The sequence below is a fragment of the Amycolatopsis umgeniensis genome (genome assembly GCF_014205155.1).
GTDB lineage: Bacteria > Actinomycetota > Actinomycetes > Mycobacteriales > Pseudonocardiaceae > Amycolatopsis > Amycolatopsis umgeniensis.
Map to the genome: position 1 here is coordinate 8,071,566 of NZ_JACHMX010000001.1, position 22,003 is coordinate 8,093,568.

A 22,003-nucleotide genomic window follows, 5' to 3' on the forward strand; every position below is an offset into this window, starting at 1 on the left:
ACCACTTCTTCCGGAGGTGAAGGGATGGCGGAACCCGCTCGTTCGGGCTGTCCGATCAACGCCGCGATCGAGGCGTTCGGCGACAGCTGGAGCCTGCTCGTGTTGCGGGACATCATGTTCGGCACGCGGCGCTATTTCCGGGAGCTGCTCGCCGGGTCCGAGGAGGGGATCGCCTCCAACATCCTGGCCGACAGGCTGAAGCGCCTGGTCAAGGCCGGTCTGCTGACCCGCGAGGACGCCGGACCCGGCAAGCGGGCCGCGTACAGCCTGACCGAGGCGTCGATCCAGCTGGTGCCCGTGTTCGCCCAGCTCGGTTCGTGGGGGCTCGGCCACCGGCCGACCACGAAGCGGTTGAGGGTGCGCGCCGAACTCCTCGCCGCGGGCGGGCCGGAACTGTGGGCGGAGTTCATGGCCGAACTGCGGGTCGTCCACCTCGGCGCGCCGGCGCCGGAGCAGGACGGGCCCGGTGTGCTGCAGCGCCTCGCCGCCGCCTACGAGGGCGCTCTCTGAGGGCTGCTCTCTCCCGACGACTGAGCAATCCTCATAACACCCGCGATCCCACCTCGCATCTCGTTGATTGTTCTGCCCGAATCAAGGGTTCCGGTCAACCAATCCCCGGGATGTAGTAGCCCGCGACGAAGCGACGGGCTGGTGGGGAGAGGGAATGAGCTCAGCGGAGGGTGTTGTCCTGGTGATCGGCTGCGGGATGCGGCCGTACCGGGAGTACCTGTTGGCGTCGGCCGGGCACCGGCATCCCTTGTGGCTGTTCAACGGGACCGAACCGACCTGGCAGGAGCGCTACATCACCGGCGGTACGGTGCTGGACCTGCAGGACCGCGACGCCGTACTGGCCGCGGCCCGCGCGGTGAACGCGAAGACACCGGTGCTCGGCGTGGTGTCGTGGGACGAGGCGCTGATCGTCACCGCGGCGCATGTCGCGGACGAACTCGGCGTGCCGGGCGCGGGGATTTCCGCGATCGAGGGCTGCCGCGACAAATGGCTCAGCCGGCGGACGCTCACCGCGGCCGGGGTGGCGCAGCCGGACTTCGGTTTCGTGCACGACGAAGACCAGGCGGTCCGCGTGGCGGAGCGGATCGGGTACCCGGTCGTCGTCAAACCGCGAGGGGGCGGGGCCAGCATCGGCGTCAGCCTCGCGGAAGACGGCGAGGCGGTGCGGCAGGCGTTCCGGACCGCGGAGGACGCCAGCTTCGGCGGCTCTCCCGCGTACCAGGGCGGGGCGCTGGTCGAGGAGTACCTGACCGGCCCCGAGATCAGTGTGGACGGTGCCGTCGTGGACGGTGAGTACACGCCGATGTTCTTGGCGCACAAGACGGTCGGCATGCATCCGTACTTCGAGGAACTCGGCCATCTGGTCAGTTCCGCGGACGAACTGCTCGCCGATCCGGCGCTCCGCTCGACGCTGGCCCGCGCGCACAGCGCGATCGACTTCCGGTACGGCATCACCCACACCGAACTCAAGATCACCGAACGCGGTCCGGTGATCGTCGAGATCAACGGCAGGCTCGGCGGGGACCTGATCCCGTTGCTCGCCCGGTTCGCGACCGGGATCGATCCGGGCGCGGCCGCGGTCGACGTCGCGCTCGGCATGCGGCCCCACATCCCGCACGAGGCCGAACCCCGGTGGGTCGGGGTGCGGTTCGGCTACCCGAAACAGGATTGCGTCGTCGAGTCCGTGTCCGTACCGGGATCCATGCGGGACAACGGGATCCTCACCGCCGACGCGCTCGTCGAGCCCGGGGCGCGGCTGCGGTTGCCGCCGGCGGAGTTCATCTCGCGGCACGCGTACGTGATCTGCGCCGGCCGTGATCCCGACGACTGCGAAGTGGTGCTGGACAAGGCCATGGCCCAGGTCCGGCTGACCGCGTACCCCCTGCTGCCCTCGGTGGCCGCCGGTGGCTGACCGCGCACCGGTACCGCAGAACACCTTCCCAGCACTCTCAACGATGGCGGAGCAAACAATGGCGAACCGTGATGTCGAGCTTCTCGCAATCGGAGCAGGACCGTCCAACCTGGCACTCGCAGTGGCATTGGAGGAGCTCGCGCCCGGACTGGCCCGCGATTCGGTCCTGATCGAACGCGACGAGGAGGTCTCCTGGCAGCGGGGAATGCTGCTGCCGGAGGCGTTGTCGCAGGTCTCGTTCCTCAAGGACCTGGTGACCCTGCGCAATCCGCGCAGCCGTTTCTCGTTCCTCAACTACCTGCACGACACCAACCGGCTCAACGAGTTCGTGAACATGGGCAGTTTCGTCCCGTACCGGGTCGAGCTGGCCGACTATCTCAAGTGGACGGCCGAAGCGCTGTCGCTGGTGGATCTGCAGCGCGGCAGGGAATGTCTCGACATCACTCCCGTGTGGACGGACGGAACGCTCACCGGCTGGGAGACCAGGGTCGCCGACGGCGAGACCATCCGCAGCCGGTACCTGGTGGTCGGCGCCGGCCGGGACGCGCGAATCCCCGACAGGCTCCGGACGGTGAACCAGGACCGCGTCATCCACAGCACGCAGTACCTGCCGAGGATCGCCAAGCTGCGCAAGGACCTCCCGTACCGCGTCGCGGTGATCGGCGCCGGGCAGAGCGCGGCGGAACTGTTCAGCGCGGTGCAGAACGACCTGCCCGAATGCAAGCCGACCATGGTGATGCGCTCGATCGGCCTGAACTACTACGAGAGCAGCAAGTTCAACAACGAGTTGTTCTTCCCGTCCCATGTGGACAAGTTCTTCGACTCGCGGCCCGAAGCCCGCGAGCAGATGCTCAAGGAAATGCACCACACGAACTACTCCGGGCTGGCGCCGGGCACGATGGACGCGCTCTACCGGTCGGTCTACCTGGACCGCCTTTCCGGCCGCTCCCGCCTGAAGATGATCACGATGAGCGACATCACCGACGCCCGTGACGAGGGCGAGGAGATCGTGCTGGAGCTGACCGACCGGCGCACCGGTGAGACGCAGGAACTGCGCACCGACCTCGTCCTGCTCGGCACCGGCTTCTCGCCGGAGATGCCGAGGATGGTCCAGGAGATCGCGAAGTCGATCGGTCTCTCGGAGATCAAGGTGACCCGCGACTACCGGCTGGAGATCGACCAGCCCGCCACCGCGGCCGTGTACCTCCAGGGCGTGAACGAAGCGACGCACGGGATCGCTGACTCGTTGCTGAGCGTCCTCGCCCCGCGCGCCCACGACATCCTCCAGGACATCCTCGCCCATCGCGGCGAAATTCCCGAGGTGCCGCCGCAGCCGACGTCGGACACCGCACCCATCGTCGCCACCCGCTGATCGTCGAGAAGGAAGAGAAAGAGTCATGGAGATCCGTCCGCTGGAGCGGGAAAAGATGGTCTTCGAGAACGGTGCCTACGGCCAGCGACTCCTGCCGTGGGCGGCGCTGAACGCGCCGTTCGAAGGCGCCTGGGTCACGGTGCCGGCGCACGGCGCGACGGGTGCGCATTCCCATCACGAGTACGAGATCTTCATCGCCGTCAACGGCGAGGCGGTCGTGGAGTCCGGGGGAGAGCGCCGCGCCTTCCGTCCCGGCGACATCGAGTTCCACAAGCCAGGCACCGAACACCGCATCCTCAACGACGGCGCCGAGGACTTCGAGATGTACGCGATCTGGTGGGACTCCGACATGACGGTGAAGTTCGCCGCCCGGCACGAGGAGTCGGTATGACCATGGCCGACACGAGACCGGTGGTGATCATCGGCGGTCCTCCGACGTCGAACGGCGACCTGCACATCGGGCATATCGCCGGGCCGTACCTCGGCGCCGACGTGCACCGGCGGTATCTGCGCGCGGCGGGCCGCGAGGGTGTGTTCGCCTCCTGCACCGACGACAGTCAGACCTACCTCGTCACCAGCGCGGCCAGGGTCGGGTCGACACCGCCTGAGCTGGTGAAGCAGTCGACCGAGAACATCCAGCGCACGTTCAAGGCGATGGGCGTGGAGGTCGACGGCTTCTCGCCGACCGACGACGGCTACAAGGCGCTCGTCTACGACTACGTCAAACGCTTGTACGACAAGGGGAAGCTTCGGCTGCGCAAGGTGCGGCTGCCCTACAGTGAGAGCAAGGGCGAGTTCCTGGTCGAGGGTTTCGTCGGCGGAGGCTGCCCGACTTGCCTCGCCGACAGCCGCGGCGGTTTCTGCGAGGGCTGCGGGCATCCGATCGACTTCGACGCGCTCATCGAGCCGTACTCGGTGCTCGACCCGGCCGACGAGGTGACCTACCGCGAGACGGAGATCATGGTCTTCCCCGTCTCGGAGTACCGAGAGCAGCTTCTCGCCTACTACGAGGAGCGCGGACCGTCGTGGCGGCCGCATGTGCTCGGGCTGATGCGGGAGCTGCTGGCCGGGCCGTTGCCGGACTTCGCGATCACGTATCCGGTGAAATGGGGGCTGCCGGCACCGTTCCTCCAGACGCCGGGGCAGCGGCTCAACGCGTGGGTCGAGGGGATGCCCGCCTCGATGTACTGCACCGAGTACGCGTTGCGGCGCAACGGAAAGCCGAAGGTCGCCGACGACGACGCGTGGCTCGCGGAGAACGACGCGCGGGTCGTGGTGTTCATGGGATTCGACCCGCTGTTCACCTGGGGCGTCGTCCACGTCGCCGAACTGATCGCCCTGGAGGGCCGCTACGTCCTCCCGGACACCCTGCTCGTCAACGAGTTCTACGAACTGGAGAACGAGAAGTTCTCCACCAGCAAGGGCCACGTGGTGTGGGCCCGCGAACTGGCGGCCGAGGTGCCCCGCGACATCGCGCGGTTCCACCTCAACCTCACCGCCCCCGAGTTCGCCCGGACCAACTTCAGCCGCGCGGCGCTGGAGAAGGTCGCGGGGGAGCGGCTCGTCGCACCCTGGAACGAGCTCGCCGAGACGCTGGCCAAACTCACCGCCGAGGTCGGCGGGGAGAGCGACAGGCTCCCGGTTACGACCGAAGCCACGGAACGCGCGGCGGCGATGGTCTCCCGGTTCGTCCTGAACTACGAACTCGAGGACTTCAGCCTCAGCCGGGCGGCCGATCTGCTGGTGCAGCACGTCGAGCGCCTGCGATCGGCGACGAAACGCACGCTGGAGGGCAACCTCGACCAGGAGGTGCTCCGCGGCGCGCTGGGCGACCTCTTCCTCGAGCTGCGGGCGCTGATCGGCTGCGCCTCGCCGATCCTGATCGATCTCGCCGCGCGTGCCGCCGAAGCGGGCGGGTTCGATCTCAGAATCGCGCCGGACGCCTTCGACCTCACGCACATCACGGCGTTCGCCGTGCCACCACTGGAATTTCCCCCGACGAGCGAGGTCTGAGACCCCATGTCACTCGACACCACCCTCTCCGCCGACGCGGCCCGGAGTTCCCGGCTCGCCGAACGTCTGCTGGTCCCCGCCGGCTTCGTCACCACGGCGGGCAACGCGTTCCAGATCACCGCCGCCGCGATCCTGGTCTTCCACGCCGAACAGACCACCCTGGCGGTCGGCTGGCTGTTCATCGCGGTGTCGATCCCGCAGGTCGCGCTGGCGCTGCTGTTCGGCAAGCTGGTCGACAAGGTCGACCGTCGGATGCTGTGCGTCGCCGCCGACCTGGTCAGCGCGATGACCGCGTTCGCCCTCCCGGTGTGGCTGTGGATCGGCGGCCCGGCGAACCTGGGTTCCTACCTGGCGAACTTCCTGCTCGCCTGCACCGCGGCGTTGTTCATGCCCGCGAGCAACGGCCTGATCAAGGAACGGATCGCCGACGACCGGCTCGGGAAGTTCAACTCGCACTTCGAGATGGCGAGCAACTCCGGCATGCTGCTGGCGTCGTCGCTGGCGGGGTTCCTGGTGATCTGGTTCGGCGCCACGCCGCTGTTCATCTTCAACTCGCTGACCTTCGTCCTCTCGGCCGTCCTGGTCTACGCGATCGGCCGCAAACCTGCCAAGGCGCCGGTCGTCACCGAAGCGGCAGTGGACCCGTCGGCTCCGGTCGAGGCCCCTGTGCACCAGCCGATCAAGCGGCTCGCGCTGTTGTACGCCAACGGGAACATCGGCCTGATGGTCGCCAACGTCATCCTGACCACGCTGATCCTGCAGACCTTCGCCCAGGGCGCGTGGATGATCGGCGTGGTCGACGCACTGGCCGGAGTCGGCTTCATCGTCGGCGCCGCCGCGTACGGCAAGGTCAGCAAGCGGTTCAAGGGCATCCATCTGGCCGTGCTCGGCACGCTCGGGAACCTGATCTGCCTCGCGATCCAGCCACTGCACTACATCGCGCTGATGGCGGCCATCCCGTTCGCCGGGTTCTGCTTCGCCCAAGGCCGGATCGCCGCCCGCACCCTGTTGATGCGGGCCAGCCCGGAGGACCGGGTCGGCCGGATCTTCGGTGGCACGCAGGCCGTCGGCCTCGGGCTCGGCGTCGGCGCGACGGTCGGTTTGTCCGCGCTCGCGGACGCGACCACCGTGCCCTACGCGTTCTGGGGCCTGGCGATCCTGCAGGGCGCGATCGTGATCGGCACCTACTTCAGTCTGGCGAAACCGCTGTCGGCTCAGGAAAAGAAGCAGCCGGCCGAGGTTCTCGAGGCGACCGCCGCCTGAGCGCGGCCCGATTCGGAGGAAGCGAAAGTCATGACGGACAAGCCGATCAAGGGCGGCGTCGCGACCTGGGCCTGCCTGCCAGGATTCCCGCCCGCGGTGATCTTCCCCTTCACCCCGGGCGAGCGCTTCGGCGTGCGGAGCCTCTACGAGTTCCAGATGCTGATGTACCGGCCCCTCTACTGGCTGGGCCGCGACGGCGCGCCGGAGATCGACTGGGACCTCAGCGTCGGCGAGGAACCGGTCTGGGACGAGACCGGCCGCACCTGCGTGGTCCGGATCAAGCCGTGGAAGTGGTCCAACGGCGAGACCGTCTGCGCGGACAACGTCATCTTCTGGATGAACATGCTCAAGGTGAAGGGCCCGAAGTTCGGCGCCTACTCCGAGGGCTACTTCCCGGACAACCTGGTGTCCTTCGAGAAGGTCGCCGAAGACAAGGTGAGCTTCACCTTCGACAAGGTGTACTCGAAGAACTGGGTACTGCTGAACCAGCTCACGATGATCACGCCGATGCCGAAGGCGTGGGACCTCACCGCGGACGGTCCCGCCGACGCGACGCACGACATCGCCCAGGCCGAAGCGGTCTACGAGTTCCTGATGGCGGAGAACGGTGACGTCGTCGAGGAGGACAACTCGCACCGCACCCGTTGGGCCGACAGTCCTGTGTGGAGTGTCGTCAACGGTCCGTGGCGCCTCAAGAGCTACACCGAGGAAGGCGTCGTCACCTTCGTCCCGAACGAGCATTACAGCGGTCCGAACCCGGCGCATCTCGACGAATTGCGCCAGGTCTCGACGACGTCGGACGAGCAGCAGTACGAGCTGCTGCAGTCGGGCGACGTCCAGGTCGGCTTCCTGCCGCCGGGGATGGGCGTCCAGCCGGACGGCGACCCGACGAAGGGCGGGCCGAACCCGCTCGGCGACGGATTCCAGCTGGAACCGCAGATCCTGTTCAACATCAACTTCATGGCGGTCAACTTCAGCAACCCGACCGTCGCCGGGAACCTGCTCCGGCGGCCCTACGTCCGGCAAGCGCTGCAGAGCTGCTTCGACCAGGAGTACGGCGCGCGCGAGGTGTACCAGGGTTACGGCTGGAGCCAGACCGGGTCCATCCCGGTGCTGCCCAAGAGCGACCTGGTCTCGCCGAAGATCTCGGAGCGCGGCGGCTTCTGGCCGTTCGATCTGGAGAAGGCACGGCAGCTGCTCGCGGACAACGGCTGGGACACCCATGCTTCCCCCGCCGTGTGCGTGCGCCCCGGTACCGGGCCCGGTGAAGCGGGCGAAGGCATCCCGGCCGGCACCGAGCTGAGTTTCTCCCTGCGCTACTGGGAAGGGCGGCCTTCGCTGGCCAGGCTCATGGCGCAGTTCCGGGACGACGCGGCGAAGGCCGGGATCGAGATCCGCCTCGAAGAGGTGATGGGGTCGGTCCTGGTCGCGCAGGACGGGCCGGGCGAGGCGCGGATGTGGGAGCTGTCCTGCTGGGGCGGCGGCTGGGTCTACAACTACCCGACCGGCGAGAACCTCTTCCAGAGCGGCGCCGCCTGCAACTTCAGCAACTACCGCGACGCCAAGGCGGACGAGCTGATCGCGAAGACGGTCACCTCGGACGGTCTCGAAGCGCTCTACGAGTACCAGGAGTACATCGCCGACCAGGCACCGGTGATCTTCATGCCGACGTTCCCGCGACGGCTGTTCGAGGTCGCGGGCAACCTGCGCGGGTTCTCGCCGATCAACCCGTACGGCCTGATCAACCCCGAGAACTGGTACTACGTCGAGGAGTCTTCATGACGCGGCCCGTGGTACTGGTCGGTTTCGTGGCCGCCGCGCTGGGTTCGTCCATCAAGGACTTCCAGCCGGAGGGGTCGGTCATCTTCGTCGAAGAGCCCGACGTCATCCGCAAGCGCAACGCGCGGGAGACGGTGGCCGGTTCGGCACTGGTGCGCGAACTGATCGAATGGGAGTTCCACCTCCCCGGCAAGGCGGACGAGTTCTACCACGTCCACCGCGACCTCGATCCGGCCGCGGTGGTGCCGCTGACCGAGTACGCGACACCGTTCGCGGCCCGGCTCGCGGAACGCTACGGCCTGCCGGGAGCGGGGTTCGGCGCGGCGCAGATCCTGCGGGACAAGGGGGTGCTGCGCCTGGTCAGCCGGGCCGCGGGGATCGCGAACCCGGGCTCGGCGCGCGTCGAAAGCCCGGCACAGGTCCGCGAGTTCATGGCGCGGCATCCGGGGAAGATCGTGCTGAAGCCCGCGAACCGGCAGGCGTCGGTGGGCACGCAGGTGATCACCGACGCGGCCGAGGCCGAGCAGGCGTGGGCGAACTGCGTCGTGCAGGACGAGGGGATCTTCGTCCCGGACCGTGCGATGGAACTGAAGATGCTGGCCGAGAGCTTCGTCGAGGGCGACGAGTACAGCGTCGAGATGCTGCTGCGGGCCGGCGAGCCGCTGTTCGCGAACGTCACCGGCAAGCGGTTGTTCCCCGGTCCGCGTCCGGTGGAGCTCGCCCACATCGTCCCCGCCGACATCCCGGACGAGCTGACCGCGCTGCTGAACGAGGAGACGCGGCGGCTCACCGACGCGGCCGGGTTCCGCACCGGGATCGTCCACTGTGAATGGATCGTCTCGGACGGTGTCCCGTATCTGGTCGAATGCGCCGGCCGGTTCGCTGGCGACGGCATCATCGAGCTGATCCAGCGCGCGTATCCGGTGGAGCTGAACCGCGCCTACTTCTCGGTGATGAAGGACGAGCCGGTCGCGGACGTGCTGCCGCGCAAGGCCGAAGGCGGTGCGGCGGTGCGGTTCGTGTCCATCGAACCCGGGCTCATCGAGGACGTGCGCGGGGTGGAGAAGGCGTCGCAGGCCGAAGGCGTGTTCCTGTGCGACGTCGGTGTCTCGGCCGGTGACCGGTTCGGCGGGCTGCGCAGTTCGTGGGACCGCGTCGGCGATCTGATGGTGACCGCGGACAGCCCGGCGAAGGCGTTGCGCCTGGCCGAAGAGGCTGTCGCGCTGATCGAGATCGACGTGCGGCCGGACGGCGAAGAGAGGGAGAACGCCGCACCATGAGCATCGAAGCCGTCCAGCCCGCCCTTCCGGACACAGGTCTCGAGGTGATCGTCACCGGGCTCTCGTCCGACGCGCACACCTGGAACCTGGTGTACCTGGAGCTGTTGCTGGAGGAACTGGGCTGCCGGGTGACCAATCTCGGCGCCTGCGTCCCGGACGCGACCATCGTGCGCGAATGCACCGTCCGGCGGCCGGATCTGCTGGTGATCAGCAGCCTCAACGGGCACGGCTGCCAGGACGGCGTCCGGCTGATGGACACCTTCCGCGCGCAGGCGGAGCTGGTCACGATGCCGGTCGTCATCGGCGGGAAGCTCGACGTCACCGGTGGCAGCAACGCCGCACGGCTGGTGGAGGCCGGATTCGACGCGGTGTTCGAGGACTCGGGCGGGTTGAGTCCGTTCCGCACCTTCCTGCACACCCTGTCCGCGCGCACGGGTGCCCCGCTGGGCGCCGGATGAGCCTGCTCGCCCCGCGACGGGGACTTTCGTTCGGCGAGGTGGTCGCGCGCCACCACGCCAGGGGGGATCTGGTCGTCCAGCCCCGGATGGGATTCGCCGATCCGGGGCGGATGACCAGGGGCCTGCTGGCGACCAGGTCGGCGCGAGCCGCGACCGTCGGCACCATCACGATCGACAGCTACACCAGGGTCGGCGACCACGAGGCGGCACAGGCGGCGCTGGCCGCCGGCGCCGATCTCAACGGCTATCCGCTCGCCGACCACGACCCGGAGGTCACGACGGCGTTGCTCGACGGCGTGCTGACCAGGGAGTTCCCGGTGCAGATCCGGCACGGTTCGGCGGATCCGCGCCGGATCGTGCGGACGCTGCTGGACTTCGGGCTGCACGCGACCGAGGGCGGGCCGGTTTCGTATTGCCTGCCGTACAGCCGGATGCCGCTCTCGGCGGCCGTCGACAACTGGCGGCGCAGCTGCGAAACGCTGGCCGAGGCGCGGAGCCCTGAGCTGGAGCCGCATCTGGAGACCTTCGGTGGCTGCATGATGGGGCAGCTGTGCCCGCCCGCGCTGCTGGTCGCGTTGAGCGTGCTCGAGGGAATGTTCTTCTGGCGCCACGGGGTCCGGTGCCTGTCGTTCAGCTACGCGCAACAGACCCACGCCGGGCAGGACGAGGAGGCGATCGCCGCGCTGCACGCCCTGATCAGGGAATACGTGCCGCACGCGCGGACGCATGTGGTGGTCTACGGCTACATGGGCGTCTACCCGAGGACCCCCGGCGGCGCGCTGGCGCTGATCGCGGAGTCCGCGCGGCTGGCCGCCCGCACCGGTGCGAGCAGGCTGATCGTCAAGACCACCGCCGAAGCGCACCGGCTGCCGACCGTGGTGGAGAACGTGACCGCCCTCGAACACGCGGCGGAAGCCGCGCGGGGTGTACCCCGGATCGGTCATCTCGGCGACACCGGGATCCACGCGCAGGCGAAAGCATTGGTGGACAACGTTCTTTCGCTCGACGGCGATCTCGGCAGGGCGCTGGTCACCGCGTTCGCGCGGGGCCAGCTGGACGTCCCGTTCTGCCTGCATCCGGACAACGCCGGCCGTGCGCGCGGACGGCTGGACTCCAGCGGGCGCCTGGAATGGCAGCGGATCGGCGCGATGCCGCTGGGCGATCTCGTCGAGCTGCCCGCGGACCGGCGGATGACGTCGGGCGACCTGCTGGACGCGCTCCGGTACGTCGAGCGGACGTTCGACGAGAAGTACGGGATGCCCGGAATCGAGACCGTGAAACTAGTACAGGGGAGTTGAGCATGACCGAAACATCGGAAGCAGCGCTGCCGCCGGGCACCCGCGAGCATCTGACGTCGCCGGTGACGCAGGCGGCGTTGCGCATCCAGAACAGCATCACCGCGGGCACCCGTGAGTACCTGGGCATGAACGGGTTCGTGGAGTTGCAGCCGCCGCTGATCGGGCCGGTCACCGACCCGGGATGCCGCGGCGCCAAACAGGTGGACGTCGACTACTACGGGCACAAGTACAAGATGATGACCAGTGTCATCCTGTACAAGCAGGCGTCGCTGCTCGCTTTCGACAAGATCTTCTACGTCGCCCCGAACGTGCGGCTGGAGCCGCTGGAGACCTCGACCACCGGACGCCATCTGGTCGAGTTCACCCAGATCGACGTCGAGGTCGCGCGGGCGAGCCGCGAGGACGTCCTCGATCTGGCGCAGGGCCTGCTCCGGCACGTGGTCACGTACACGCTGCGCGAGTCCAAAGTGGACCTCGCGACGCTCGGCCGGGACCAGGCGGCGTTCACCGCGCTGCTGGACGAGGACTTCGAGCGGATGACGCACCGCGAGGCGGTGTCGCGGCTGCAAGGGCTGCTGCACGGGCAGAGCGCCGACGCGGAGATCGACTGGCAGGGCGAGCGGATCATCTCCGAGCAGACGAACCGGCCGTTCTTCATCGTCGACTACCCCAAAGGGTCGCGCGGGTTCACCGACGGCGAGTCGAGCACCGAACCGGGTGTGCTGCGGAACTTCGACCTCATCGCTTCGGACGGCTTCGGCGAACTGTGCAGTGGCGGTGAGCGCACGCACGAGTACCGGCGGCTCATCGAGCGGATGCGGGAGACGGGGGAGAACCCGGCGAAGTACGCCTGGTATCTCGACCTCGCGCGCGAGGGACTGCCGCCGAGCGCGGGCTTCGGGATGGGGCTGGAGCGGGTGACGCGCTACATCGCCGGGCTGGACGCGGTCTGGCAGGCCAACGCGTATCCGAAACTGCCCGGGATCGCGACGCCGTGATCACCGCACGGCAGCTCCCGGAAGACGCGATCCGCGCGCGGGCGCGGGAAGGCAGCGCGGCGATCTTCCCCGACGTCGGGGGATACGGCCGGTCGTTGTTCGGCGCGGACGTCGACAGTCCTCCCGACGAACTCGACCGCGCGCGGATCGTGCCGCCGGTGTTCGTCCCTCGGCGCCTGGAGAAGATGTTCGACCTCGCGCGCGAACCGGTCTACGGCGATGTCGGGCTCTCGACGGTTCTCGGCGGCTTCATGGCGCCGTCGCCGGTTTTCCTGTGCGCGTTCGGATCCACGCAGGTGGCGGGCAGTGGTCTCGGGATCGCCGCGAGCGAGCAGGCCGGCAGACTCGGGATGCCGATGGTGATCGGCGAGAACGTCGTGCCGATGCACGGCTACGGCCGGATGGGCGAAAGCGTCGAAGACGGGCTGCTCGGCCGGATCCGCGCGTACGCGGACGCGGTACCGGACGGGCTGGGCGGTGTCGTGGTGCAGCAGAGCACCGAAGACGCCGACGCGGAGGTGTGGAACCTCGTCTACAGCGACCCGTCGGCGACGAAACTGCTGGAAACCGGGCGGCTGGCTTTCGAGCTCAAGGTCGGCCAGGGCGCCAAACCGGGGCTCGGCGGGATGACGGTGCTCTCACGCACGGCCGCCGGCGAGATCGCCGAACAGTACACAGTGGACGAAACCTTCGGCACGGACACGGCCATGGTGCTGCGCTCGAGCAGCCCCGGCACGTTCACCGGCGAGATCCTGCGCCAGCAGATCCATCTGATGCGCAACAACTACCCGCGGGCCCGCGCGTGGGTGAAACTGCACCCGGGCCGCGACGTCGGCGAGGCGGCGCGGGTCGCGTGGGCGGCGGGGGCGGACGCCGTCACCGTGGACGGCGCCGAGGGCGGCACCGGCTGGGCACCGTCGGTGTTCCTCGATCAGGTCGGGTTGCCACTGGTGGAATGCCTGCGGCGGGTCGGCAAGCACGACGCGTCGCTGCTGGTGTCGGGACGGATCTGGGAAGGGGCCCGCGCGCTGAAGTGCCTGGCCATGGGCGCTTCCGCGGTCGGCCTCGGCCGTGCCGCACTGCTCGCCGTCGACGAGGACGCGACCGACGGGCTCGTGCGGCTGGTGCGCTGTCTCGAACTCGAACTGCGGCTGCTCACCAGCGCGCTCGGGAAGTACGACCTCGCGGATCTCACCTCGGACGACCTCTGGTTCCCGACCAGGACGGAGCAAGACGGATGATCAACTACGACGGCAAACGCTTTCGCAAGGTCAGCACCGACCCGAACGCGCCGGTCACGCTGTACCGGCAGAAGGACGACCTGGTGTGGGCCGAGCTGACCGGCGGCGGCGTGCGGCTCGGCTCGCTGACCGGGAAGTGCGGCGAGGACGGGACGATCGACATGGCTTACACGATGGTGCTGGCCGGCGGCCAGGTGATCGCGGGGCACAGCACGAACACCCCGGAGTTCCTGCCGGACGGGCGGATCCGGCTGAACGAGGTGTGGGAACGGTACGGGACCCCTGGCTCGCGCGGAACCTCGGCGATCGAAGAGGTCGCCGAGTAAGTTCCTACGGTTTTGCGCGTGAAGGCCCCCTTCCCTCGGCTCAGGCGAGGGAAGGGGGCCTTCACGTATCTGTGCTTCGGCGCCGCACTCGCGTGATTGGAGGCGGAACTCGCGTGATCAGAGGCCGCACACTCGAGTGCTGCCTCCAGTCACGCGAGTCACGTCTCTGATCACGCGAGTCACGGCTGCCGACCCGCAACGCCGCCGCGATCGAGACGTGATTTGTCTCGATCGGCCCTTTTCGATCGCCCACTAGGTAATTCACGGGACCGAAAAGGGCAGTCGAGGGGGCTGAACGGCTCACGTCGAAAGGAGCGGTTCAGCGCGGGTTCTTTTCCAGGTATTCGGTCCAGACCTTCTTCGGCACGCACATTCGCCACGAGTCGACGATCAGCTCTCGTAACTCCTCGTAATCGATCGCGGACAGCCGGACGCGAACCCACTGATAGCGCATATCGGACGCAATCGGCATCATGAACTTGTCCGGCTCGCCCGCCACCAGTGCTTCCCGCTCTTCTTTGGGATAGCCGAATCCCAGCACGGTTTCGTCAGGCGAGAGCGAAAGGAACACGATTCGCCCCACGCGGAACTTCGCCCGGTCCCGGACCAGCGCCTCATAGGCGCGGGGCAGCTCCGAAGCGATCCTTCTGACGTCATCCCCGGTTACCATTTTTCCACCATTCTCCGCTGTCTGTTCCCCAGTCACCCGTGGCGCCCATGGTGAAGGCGACGTAAAGGTATTCGTCGAGGATCTTCGCCAGTGACACGGGTCTGCCCACGAGGGCGGGGATCCCGTCGCCCGCCTCGGTGATCACCGCGGCCGCCCACTCGCGACCGAGCCGCAGGTGCCTGCCGAACGCGGCGCCGTCGCGGTCGCCGTGGAGGGCCGCCGCGATGGCGGCGTCCCACGGCATGATCGTGTTGGGCCGCAACGCATACAGGGCCTTGGCCGCGGCGGTCGGGCCCAGCGTACGCCTCGTCCGTCCTGCTGAGACGACGACACCCGAGAGGTCCGAGTACGCCTTCGCGGCCGTGTCGATCCCCGCGTCCGTCAGGTGGACGATGTCGACGGACGGCAGGGTGGCGCCCCAGGTGTCCCACCAGGCCCGGACCCCCTCGTCGAAGGGGGCGGGCTCGCCCTCTCGCGGATACCGGATCCGGCACCCCCACGAGTTCAGCCAGCGCAGAAGAATTGTGCGATGTGCGGCCTGTGACAGGTCGATCGCGGACTGCGTTTCCTGGATGAGCCGAAGCCATGAGGTGTCGGCATTCGCGAAGCCGTTGAACACTTCGGCGGCGCGCCGGAGTTCGGCGAGAGGGGGCAGGGGGCCAGACATGGGCGAACCCTATCCGGTGCCACCAAGGGGGTGAATTTCCGCGTCCAACTATTGGACTTTGTACATTGAGTCACCTATTTGTATCTGCTGCATGGTTCATTGGTCCTTTAGGGTTGTGGCCAGGAAGGTCACAAGGATGGTGGTCACGCAGCGCGATCGCGTTACCCCATCCCGGGGAGGAGTTAGGCATGGGCAGACCCGAGCGACCGTTGGACGGCTCCACTGGTCCGATCGCCGCATTCGCTCATGATCTGCGGGTGTTACGTAACCGAGCGGGGAACCCGAGCTACCGGGAACTCGCCAGGACGGCGCTGTTCGCGCCTTCCGTACTGTCCAGCGCGGCGAGCGGCCACCGGCTGCCCACCCTCGCGGTGACACTGGCGTTCGTCTCCGCGTGCGGCGGGGACCGTTCGGTGTGGGAACGGCGTTGGCGGAACGTCGCGGGACAGACAGGTGGCGGAGTCGAGGTACGTGAGGAGCGGGCGCCCGCTCCGGCACCGGCGGAGATTCCGGCGGATGGCGCACACGTGCTGGCATCCGGGGTCATCCACCTCGCCCGTCCGGCCCAGTTGCCCATGGGGTCGAGGACGTTCGTCGGCAGGGGAGGGGATTTGACCGACGCCGCCGAGATGATCGGGGCCACCGGCCCGGTCAAAGCGCCGTTGCTCGTCAGTGGTCCGATCGGTGTGGGTAAAACCGCCTTCGCCTTGCGGCTGGCCGAAGAGGTGGCGGCGGACTTCCCGGACGGGCAGCTCTACGCCGATCTGAGCAACAGCGGAACGGGCGGCCGATCGGCCAACGGGATCGTGCGCGGTTTCCTGCGCGCGCTCGGCGTGCCGGCGCATCTCGTGCCCGACGACCCGATGCAGCGGATCGGGCTGTACCGGTCCTTGCTGGCGGAACGCCGGTTGTTCGTTCTCCTCGCGGGTGTAAGCGACGAAGGACAGGTGCGGCCGCTGTTGGGGCAGGCACCGCACAGTCAGGTCGTGGTCACCAGCCGCGCCCGGCTGCTCGGCTTGGAGGACGCGAACCGGGTGGAGCTGGATGCGTTCTCGCGCAAGGAATCACTGGCATTGATCGGCCGCATAGCCGGACCGAGCCGGGTGCGGGCGGAACACGACGCGACCGACACGATCGCGGAACTGTGCGGGGATCTTCCGCTGGCGATCAACATCGTCGGCCGCAAGATCGCCGCGCGCCCGGAATGGGCGATCGCGTACACGGCGGGCCAGCTCTCCGATCGCGAACGGCTCATGGACAGCCTCAGCGTGGGTGACGTCAACGTCCGGGACAGGTTCAGCTCCGCGTACGAACATCTTTCGCCGGCCGGGCGCGAGGCCATCCACCATTTCGGGCAGAGCGGGGCGGGCTGGACGACGTCGATCGGTGTCGCCGCGGCGATGGGCATCATGATCGAGACGGCCGACGAGCTCCTCGAGTCCGTGGTGGACGCCGGGCTGCTCCAGCGCGCCAACGTCGCGGGCCGGTACGCGGTTTCCCGGTTGGTCAGCGCGTTCGCCGCCGAGCGGCAACGGGAGCCGAACCCGCTCGCCGCCGCCGTCCCGATGGCGGGCCGCAGGGCGCGGAAGAACGCTTTCGAATCGCTGCGCCACGAGGCCGTGCGCACCCTGCCGGGCGGCTCGTCCGAAGGTTGATTGTTCGAGCCGCGCGGCGCTTCCGGTCAACGGGCCGCGCGGCTTGAATGAGTCGACGAATGAAGGCGAGCGAAATTCGGTGACACAATGCTGATTCTGTCGATGAAAGAGGGCCACGATGGCGGGATCGTGGCGATCGAGGACGGCAAGCTGCTGTTCGCGCTGGAGTCGGAAAAGGACAACTACCCGCGCTACGACCGGATCACCGGTGAACTGATGGCGCGAGCGGCCGGCATGCTGGACAAGCAGCCGGACGTGGTCGCGCTCGGGGGCTGGGTCAAGGGCGAGTTCTCGGTGGAACCCCCGTCCCGCACCGGATACTTCGGTGTCGGCGAGGGCGCGATCTCCGACGAGGCCGGCAGGTTCTTCGGCAAGGACGTGCGCTACTTCTCCTCCACCCACGAGCGCTCGCATATCTACACCTCCCTCGGGATGGCCCCCGCGGCGCCCGGCCAGGCGTACTACTCCCTGGTGTGGGAAGGGAACATCGGCGACTTCTACCGGATCGACGAGCGCGGTGAAGCCACCCACCTGAAACACGTTCTGGCCGACCCGGGCGCGAAGTACGCGTATCTCTTCGCGCTGGCGGACCCGGGTTTCCCGCTCGGCAAGGGGAAATTCCGGTTCAACGACGCCGGTAAGCAGATGGCGCTGACCGGCTTCGCCGAGCCCGGCCCGCTCACCCCGGACGAGCAGAAGACCATCGACTTCATCCTGGACCGCGACGGTATCATCCTCGGTCTGTCCAAAGAGGAGATGTCCTGGTCCCATCTGTACAACGCCGGCGTGTGGTCGCAGGAGTACCGCAACGCGGCGGCCAAACATTCGCAGGCGATCTTCAACCGGTTCCACGACTACGCCGAGAAGAACCTGACCGAAGGCCTGCCGCTGCTGATCTCCGGGGGATGTGGCCTGAACTGCGACTGGAACCGCTTGTGGCGGGAGAGCGGACTGTTCTCCTCGGTGTTCGTGCCGCCGTGCCCCAACGACAGCGGTTCGGCGCTGGGCACGGCCATCGACGCGCAGTGGTTCTACACCGGACAGGCGACCATTGATTGGGACGTCTACGCGGGCGAGAACTTCGTCGAAGACGTCATCCCGGATCCGGTCAAGTACGAAACGCGGCCGCTCGTGGCGAGTGAGGTCGCGAAGTACATCAAGGACGGCAACATCATCGGCTGGGCACGCGGCCGGTACGAGATGGGCCCGCGCGCGCTGGGCAACCGGTCCATCCTCGCCGCGCCGTTCACCGTGGACACCACCGTGCGGCTCAACAAGATCAAGCGCCGCGAAGAATACCGGCCGATCGCCCCGATCGCATTGGAGTCGGACGCCCCCAAGTGGTTCGTCGGCTCGGTGCAGGACCCGTACATGCTGTACTTCAACCACGTCACCTCCGACGAGTTGAAGGCCATCACGCATGTCGACGGGACCGCGCGCACCCAGACGGTGACGCGGGAACGCAACGCCGGTATCACCGATCTGCTCGAGGCGTTCCGTGAGCAGACCGGGTTCAGCGTGCTGTGCAACACCTCGCTGAACAACAACGGGCGCGGTTTCCTCAACCGCACCAGTGATCTCATCGAGTACGGGGAGACGTACGGCCTCGACGGCTACGTCATCAACGACACGTTCGTGACCCCGCGCAGCTCCTGATTTCTTGCCCAACGGGGGCAAGACCCGGATGCCACGCACCCAGTCGTGGCATCCGGGCACCTCGTGGTGCCCATCCGAATTCCCGTCCGAAGGGGGAAGGCCATGCGAGTCGTGCTCGCGGGCGGCGGTGTCATCGCGCTGCTGACCGCCGTGGAATGCGTTTCGGCCGGGCACGAAGTGGTCATCGCCGACCAGGCCGACATCCCGTTCTCCGGTGCCACTTCGTTCGATCGCCACCGTGTGGTGCGCGCGCTGCATCCCGGTGACCTCGCCACCACGGCGGCCGCCGTCGGCGCGCATCACGCCTGGATCGACCTCGAGCACCTCCTGTCCACGGCGTTCTACGAACAGACCGGAGCGCTCACCGCGATCGCGGCGGACGAGGCGACGGTCGCGCGGGAGCTGTTGACCGCGGCCGGATCCAAAGCCGAAGTGCTCGGCGCGGCCGAACTCGCCGCCGAATTCCCGCACGCCGGTTTCGTCCCGGGCACGGGGGCGATCTTCGAGTCGCACGCGGGGATCCTGCTCGCGGACCGGGTACTGGCGGCCTGCGCCGGCTGGCTGCGCTGGCACGCGCACGCGGAACTCCATCCGCATCGCAAGGTCGTCGGGGTCGACGCCGATCGCGCCGAGGTCCGGCTGGCCGACGGCGAGATCCTCCGCGGTGACGCGGTCCTGCTGGCGGCGGGGCCGTGGTCGCAGGACCTGCTGGCACCCGAGCTGTCGAGGGAACTAGTGCTGCACCGGCAGACGATGCTCTACTGCGACGTCCCGCCCGCCGACGCCGCCGCGTGGGCGGCGACACCGGCGATCACCTCGCTCGGCACCGCCGGTGGCGCGTGGCTGGTACCGCCGGTCGCCGGGACGCCCTTGAAGCTCAGCGCCGCGAGTGCCTGCCGTGTCGTCGACGAGGTCGGCGGCGCCGTCTCGCCCTCGTGGTGGCGTGAGCATCTGATCGACACGTTCGCCGCGCTGATCCCGGGCTTCCGCCGTGACTGGCTGATCGACACCCGGGACTGCCACTATCTGGCCCGGCGTTCGACCCTCGGCCCGATGCTCGCCGTTCTCGGCGACCGCGTCCTGTCCTACGCGGCGTGCGGCGGCTCGTCCTTCAAGTTCGCCCCGCTGATCGCCCGGTCCCTGGCCGCGCGCCTGACCGGCGCGGCCCCGGCCCCGACCGGACTCGAACCGCTCGACCGGCCGCTCGTGCGCGCGTCCGGCGTCCACCCAACCCGTCCTGCCCTACGAGGTGTGTCGTGAAACTGCTCGCGCTGGAAGCCAGCCAGAACTCCTACTACTACCTGCCCCGGTACCAGCAGATCGAGGACTTCGGCGGGGTGCTGTACGTGCTCAACGGGATCGGGACCGACGATCTCTGGCCGTCGGAGCGCTACCGGATCGCCGGCAGCAACCACATCGACGACCTGATCCGGCACGCGAAGGCCTGGCACGCGGAGGAGTCCTTCGAAGGTGTGCTCACTTTCTCGGAGTCCGGTGTGGTCCTGGTCGCCGCGGTGGCCGAGGCGCTCGGGCTCCCCGGTATCGGCGTCGACGCGGCGAGGACGAGCCGGAACAAGCTGATCATGCGGCAGGCGCACGAAAAGGGCGGTGCCGCGCATCCGGACTTCCGCTTCGTCGAAGACCTCGACGCGGCTTTGCGAGCTGCCGAAGACTTCGGGTATCCGGTGATCCTGAAGCCGACGCTCGGCGCGGCCAGCAACTTCGTTTTCCGTGTCGACGACGAAGAGAAGATGCGGGAGCGCTACGCGCAGGCTCGCGAGGGCATCGACAAGATGACCTGGTACAACATGGAGGCCGAGGGGCTGGATCTCGGCCCGCACGGCCTGCTCGTCGAGTCCTTTCTGGACGGTCATGAACATCTCATCGAGGCGCTCGCCTGGGACGACGAGGTGTACCTCGGTTCCATTGTGGACAGGGTCACGTCGGAAGGCGAGACCTTCGACGACGACGTGCACCACGCTCCCACGTCGCTCACCCCGGATCAGGTGGCCGAGGTGCACGCCGTGGTGACCGCCGGGGTGCGTGCCCAAGGGCTCACCCGCGGCGCGCTGCACGCGGAAGTACGGTTCCACCAGGGAAAGCCGTTCCTGCTGGAGATCGCCGTCCGCCCCGGTGGCGGCGGGCTCGACCACATGGCCCGACTCTCGGCGGGCTACGACCCGATCAAGGGACTCATGGACGTCTCCCGCGGTGTGCGGCCGGACGTCCGCCACTTCAGCCCGACCGGTGTGCACACCGCCGCGATGTGCCTGATCTGCCCCGGCGGGGTCATCGGGTCGATCGACGTCCCGCCCGCGGTGAACGAGTCGGCGGCCCTGTACTACCTCAAGATCTTCGCGAAGCCGGGCGATCTGATCAAGCGTCCGCCGCTCGGGAACAACATCTTCGGCGGTATCGGCGCGCTCGGCTCTTCCTTCGACGAAGCCATGCGGAACGCGAACGACCTGGCCGGGAAGATCGAGGTCAAGCTCAGCGAAACCCAGAAGTAGCACCGAATTCCGCTCGACATCTCCGGACCCTCACCCAGGGCCCGGCGGTGGATGACGCCCAAAACCGCGTGGAGGACAACGTGTCACGGACAGCCACTCGACGGCACTATCTGATGGTCAGACCGACGTACTTCGACGTCGAGTACTCGATCAACCCCTGGATGGATCCGAAGAAGCCCACGTACACCGAACTGGCCGTCGCCCAGTGGGAGTGGTTGCACGATCTGTACACCGATCTGGGGCACCGCGTCGATCTGCTCGAACCGGTGGCAGGCCTGCCGGACATGGTGTTCGCGGCCAACGGCGCCACCGTCGTCGACGGTCAGGTCCTCGTCGCCCGGTTCCATCACATGCAGCGCGCCGGCGAGTCCGACGCGTATCTGGAGTGGTTCCGTGCCAACGGGTACCGCTACGTGCGGCAGGCGCAGTGGGTCAACGAGGGGGAGGGCGACTACCTCGTCGCCGGGCAGAAGATCCTCGCCGGGACCGGGTTCCGCACGAATCCCGAGGCGCACAACGAGTCCCGCGAGTTCTTCGGCCGTCCGGTGATCGGGCTGACCCTGATCGACCCGCGGTACTACCACCTCGACACCGCGCTCGCAGTCCTCGACGACGACACGGTGATGTACTACCCGGAGGCGTTCTCCGAGGACAGCCGCCTGGTGCTCAAGGAGATGTATCCCGACGCGATCCTGGCCTCGCAACGCGACGCCGCCGTCTTCGGCCTCAACGCCGTTTCCGACGGCAAGCACGTCGTGCTGCCGCAGGCGGCCACCGGGCTGACGGCGCAGTTGCGGGAACACGGCTTCGAGCCGATCGGCGCCGACCTGTCCGAATTGCTCAAGGCGGGTGGCAGCGTCAAATGCTGCACGCTGGAACTGCGTGCCAGGTGAGGA

General features: G+C 68.0%; 20 protein-coding genes. 18 read left to right on the plus strand and 2 right to left on the minus strand.

Annotated elements, in window-relative coordinates; translation table 11 throughout:
- Positions 1 to 24 precede the first annotated feature (24 nt).
- From HDA45_RS37305 to HDA45_RS37365, 13 genes are all read left to right on the plus strand, one after another.
- On the plus strand, positions 25 to 510 hold the full coding sequence (locus HDA45_RS37305) for a winged helix-turn-helix transcriptional regulator (RefSeq protein ID WP_184903462.1): 486 nt from the start codon (positions 25 to 27) through the stop codon (positions 508 to 510).
- A 154-nt stretch (positions 511 to 664) separates the two neighbouring features.
- Positions 665 to 1,921, plus strand: coding sequence for an ATP-grasp domain-containing protein (locus HDA45_RS37310; protein ID WP_184903464.1), 1,257 nt, complete (start codon positions 665 to 667; stop codon positions 1,919 to 1,921).
- A gap of 58 nt (positions 1,922 to 1,979) precedes the next feature.
- Complete coding sequence (locus HDA45_RS37315) at positions 1,980 to 3,293, plus strand: lysine N(6)-hydroxylase/L-ornithine N(5)-oxygenase family protein (RefSeq protein ID WP_184903466.1); 1,314 nt, start codon at positions 1,980 to 1,982, stop codon at positions 3,291 to 3,293.
- Positions 3,294 to 3,318: 25 nt separating this feature from the next.
- Positions 3,319 to 3,684 carry a cupin domain-containing protein gene (locus HDA45_RS37320; protein WP_184903467.1) on the plus strand — a complete coding sequence of 122 codons (366 nt, stop codon included), beginning with the start codon at positions 3,319 to 3,321 and terminating at the stop codon, positions 3,682 to 3,684.
- Positions 3,685 to 3,686: 2 nt separating this feature from the next.
- On the plus strand, positions 3,687 to 5,306 hold the full coding sequence (locus tag HDA45_RS37325) for a class I tRNA ligase family protein (RefSeq protein ID WP_246480912.1): 1,620 nt from the start codon (positions 3,687 to 3,689) through the stop codon (positions 5,304 to 5,306).
- A 6-nt stretch (positions 5,307 to 5,312) separates the two neighbouring features.
- Entirely contained in the window at positions 5,313 to 6,569 is a 1,257-nt protein-coding gene (locus tag HDA45_RS37330) for an MFS transporter (RefSeq protein ID WP_184903471.1), read from the plus strand.
- A gap of 30 nt (positions 6,570 to 6,599) precedes the next feature.
- The gene (locus HDA45_RS37335; RefSeq protein ID WP_184903473.1) at positions 6,600 to 8,351 is read left to right on the plus strand and encodes an ABC transporter substrate-binding protein; all 1,752 of its coding nucleotides are present in this window, start codon (positions 6,600 to 6,602) and stop codon (positions 8,349 to 8,351) included.
- Complete coding sequence (locus HDA45_RS37340) at positions 8,348 to 9,628, plus strand: ATP-grasp domain-containing protein (protein ID WP_184903475.1); 1,281 nt, start codon at positions 8,348 to 8,350, stop codon at positions 9,626 to 9,628. The genes HDA45_RS37335 and HDA45_RS37340 overlap by 4 nt, the downstream gene beginning before the upstream one ends.
- Positions 9,625 to 10,086 carry a cobalamin B12-binding domain-containing protein gene (locus tag HDA45_RS37345; RefSeq protein ID WP_184903477.1) on the plus strand — a complete coding sequence of 154 codons (462 nt, stop codon included), beginning with the start codon at positions 9,625 to 9,627 and terminating at the stop codon, positions 10,084 to 10,086. The genes HDA45_RS37340 and HDA45_RS37345 overlap by 4 nt, the downstream gene beginning before the upstream one ends.
- Positions 10,083 to 11,384 carry a methylaspartate mutase gene (locus tag HDA45_RS37350; RefSeq protein ID WP_184903479.1) on the plus strand — a complete coding sequence of 434 codons (1,302 nt, stop codon included), beginning with the start codon at positions 10,083 to 10,085 and terminating at the stop codon, positions 11,382 to 11,384. The genes HDA45_RS37345 and HDA45_RS37350 overlap by 4 nt, the downstream gene beginning before the upstream one ends.
- A 2-nt stretch (positions 11,385 to 11,386) precedes the next feature.
- Positions 11,387 to 12,382 carry an asparagine synthetase A gene (locus HDA45_RS37355; RefSeq protein WP_184903481.1) on the plus strand — a complete coding sequence of 332 codons (996 nt, stop codon included), beginning with the start codon at positions 11,387 to 11,389 and terminating at the stop codon, positions 12,380 to 12,382.
- A complete protein-coding gene (locus HDA45_RS37360) occupies positions 12,379 to 13,623 on the plus strand; it encodes a glutamate synthase-related protein (RefSeq protein ID WP_184903483.1) in 1,245 nt (414 codons plus the stop codon). Before HDA45_RS37355 ends, HDA45_RS37360 begins: the two co-directional genes overlap by 4 nt.
- Entirely contained in the window at positions 13,620 to 13,949 is a 330-nt protein-coding gene (locus HDA45_RS37365) for an avidin-fold protein (protein ID WP_184903485.1), read from the plus strand. Before HDA45_RS37360 ends, HDA45_RS37365 begins: the two co-directional genes overlap by 4 nt.
- A 319-nt stretch (positions 13,950 to 14,268) precedes the next feature.
- Here HDA45_RS37365 and HDA45_RS37370 read toward each other — a convergent pair whose 3' ends face one another.
- On the minus strand, positions 14,269 to 14,619 hold the full coding sequence (locus HDA45_RS37370; protein ID WP_184903488.1) for an MmcQ/YjbR family DNA-binding protein: 351 nt from the start codon (positions 14,617 to 14,619) through the stop codon (positions 14,269 to 14,271).
- Complete coding sequence (locus HDA45_RS37375; RefSeq protein ID WP_184903490.1) at positions 14,603 to 15,286, minus strand: hypothetical protein; 684 nt, start codon at positions 15,284 to 15,286, stop codon at positions 14,603 to 14,605. The genes HDA45_RS37370 and HDA45_RS37375 overlap by 17 nt, the downstream gene beginning before the upstream one ends.
- A 188-nt stretch (positions 15,287 to 15,474) precedes the next feature.
- Here HDA45_RS37375 and HDA45_RS37380 point away from each other — a divergent pair, with 188 nt between their 5' ends.
- From HDA45_RS37380 to ddaH, 5 genes are all read left to right on the plus strand, one after another.
- On the plus strand, positions 15,475 to 16,941 hold the full coding sequence (locus HDA45_RS37380) for an ATP-binding protein (RefSeq protein ID WP_184903492.1): 1,467 nt from the start codon (positions 15,475 to 15,477) through the stop codon (positions 16,939 to 16,941).
- A gap of 87 nt (positions 16,942 to 17,028) precedes the next feature.
- Complete coding sequence (locus tag HDA45_RS37385; protein WP_184903493.1) at positions 17,029 to 18,597, plus strand: carbamoyltransferase C-terminal domain-containing protein; 1,569 nt, start codon at positions 17,029 to 17,031, stop codon at positions 18,595 to 18,597.
- A 102-nt stretch (positions 18,598 to 18,699) separates the two neighbouring features.
- Positions 18,700 to 19,857 (plus strand): NAD(P)/FAD-dependent oxidoreductase, encoded by a 1,158-nt coding sequence (locus HDA45_RS37390; RefSeq protein ID WP_184903494.1) that lies wholly within the window; start codon positions 18,700 to 18,702, stop codon positions 19,855 to 19,857.
- Positions 19,854 to 21,107, plus strand: coding sequence for an ATP-grasp domain-containing protein (locus tag HDA45_RS37395; RefSeq protein ID WP_184903496.1), 1,254 nt, complete (start codon positions 19,854 to 19,856; stop codon positions 21,105 to 21,107). The genes HDA45_RS37390 and HDA45_RS37395 overlap by 4 nt, the downstream gene beginning before the upstream one ends.
- Before the next feature lie 68 nt (positions 21,108 to 21,175).
- Positions 21,176 to 22,000, plus strand: a complete 825-nt coding sequence (gene ddaH / locus HDA45_RS37400) for a dimethylargininase (protein WP_343072315.1) — start codon at positions 21,176 to 21,178, stop codon at positions 21,998 to 22,000.
- Positions 22,001 to 22,003 lie beyond the last annotated feature (3 nt).

Excerpts from the sequence above, each read along its gene's own strand:
- HDA45_RS37305 (WP_184903462.1), top strand. The coding sequence starts at position 25 with ATGGCGGAACCCGCTCGTTCGGGCTGTCCGATCAACGCCGCGATCGAG.
- HDA45_RS37310 (WP_184903464.1), top strand. The coding sequence starts at position 665 with ATGAGCTCAGCGGAGGGTGTTGTCCTGGTGATCGGCTGCGGGATGCGG.
- HDA45_RS37315 (WP_184903466.1), top strand. The coding sequence starts at position 1,980 with ATGGCGAACCGTGATGTCGAGCTTCTCGCAATCGGAGCAGGACCGTCC.
- HDA45_RS37320 (WP_184903467.1), top strand. The coding sequence starts at position 3,319 with ATGGAGATCCGTCCGCTGGAGCGGGAAAAGATGGTCTTCGAGAACGGT.
- HDA45_RS37325 (WP_246480912.1), top strand. The coding sequence starts at position 3,687 with ATGGCCGACACGAGACCGGTGGTGATCATCGGCGGTCCTCCGACGTCG.
- HDA45_RS37330 (WP_184903471.1), top strand. The coding sequence starts at position 5,313 with ATGTCACTCGACACCACCCTCTCCGCCGACGCGGCCCGGAGTTCCCGG.
- HDA45_RS37335 (WP_184903473.1), top strand. The coding sequence starts at position 6,600 with ATGACGGACAAGCCGATCAAGGGCGGCGTCGCGACCTGGGCCTGCCTG.
- HDA45_RS37340 (WP_184903475.1), top strand. The coding sequence starts at position 8,348 with ATGACGCGGCCCGTGGTACTGGTCGGTTTCGTGGCCGCCGCGCTGGGT.
- HDA45_RS37345 (WP_184903477.1), top strand. The coding sequence starts at position 9,625 with ATGAGCATCGAAGCCGTCCAGCCCGCCCTTCCGGACACAGGTCTCGAG.
- HDA45_RS37350 (WP_184903479.1), top strand. The coding sequence starts at position 10,083 with ATGAGCCTGCTCGCCCCGCGACGGGGACTTTCGTTCGGCGAGGTGGTC.
- HDA45_RS37355 (WP_184903481.1), top strand. The coding sequence starts at position 11,387 with ATGACCGAAACATCGGAAGCAGCGCTGCCGCCGGGCACCCGCGAGCAT.
- HDA45_RS37365 (WP_184903485.1), top strand. The coding sequence starts at position 13,620 with ATGATCAACTACGACGGCAAACGCTTTCGCAAGGTCAGCACCGACCCG.
- HDA45_RS37370 (WP_184903488.1), bottom strand. The coding sequence starts at position 14,619 with ATGGTAACCGGGGATGACGTCAGAAGGATCGCTTCGGAGCTGCCCCGC.
- HDA45_RS37375 (WP_184903490.1), bottom strand. The coding sequence starts at position 15,286 with ATGTCTGGCCCCCTGCCCCCTCTCGCCGAACTCCGGCGCGCCGCCGAA.
- HDA45_RS37380 (WP_184903492.1), top strand. The coding sequence starts at position 15,475 with ATGGGCAGACCCGAGCGACCGTTGGACGGCTCCACTGGTCCGATCGCC.
- HDA45_RS37385 (WP_184903493.1), top strand. The coding sequence starts at position 17,029 with ATGCTGATTCTGTCGATGAAAGAGGGCCACGATGGCGGGATCGTGGCG.
- HDA45_RS37390 (WP_184903494.1), top strand. The coding sequence starts at position 18,700 with ATGCGAGTCGTGCTCGCGGGCGGCGGTGTCATCGCGCTGCTGACCGCC.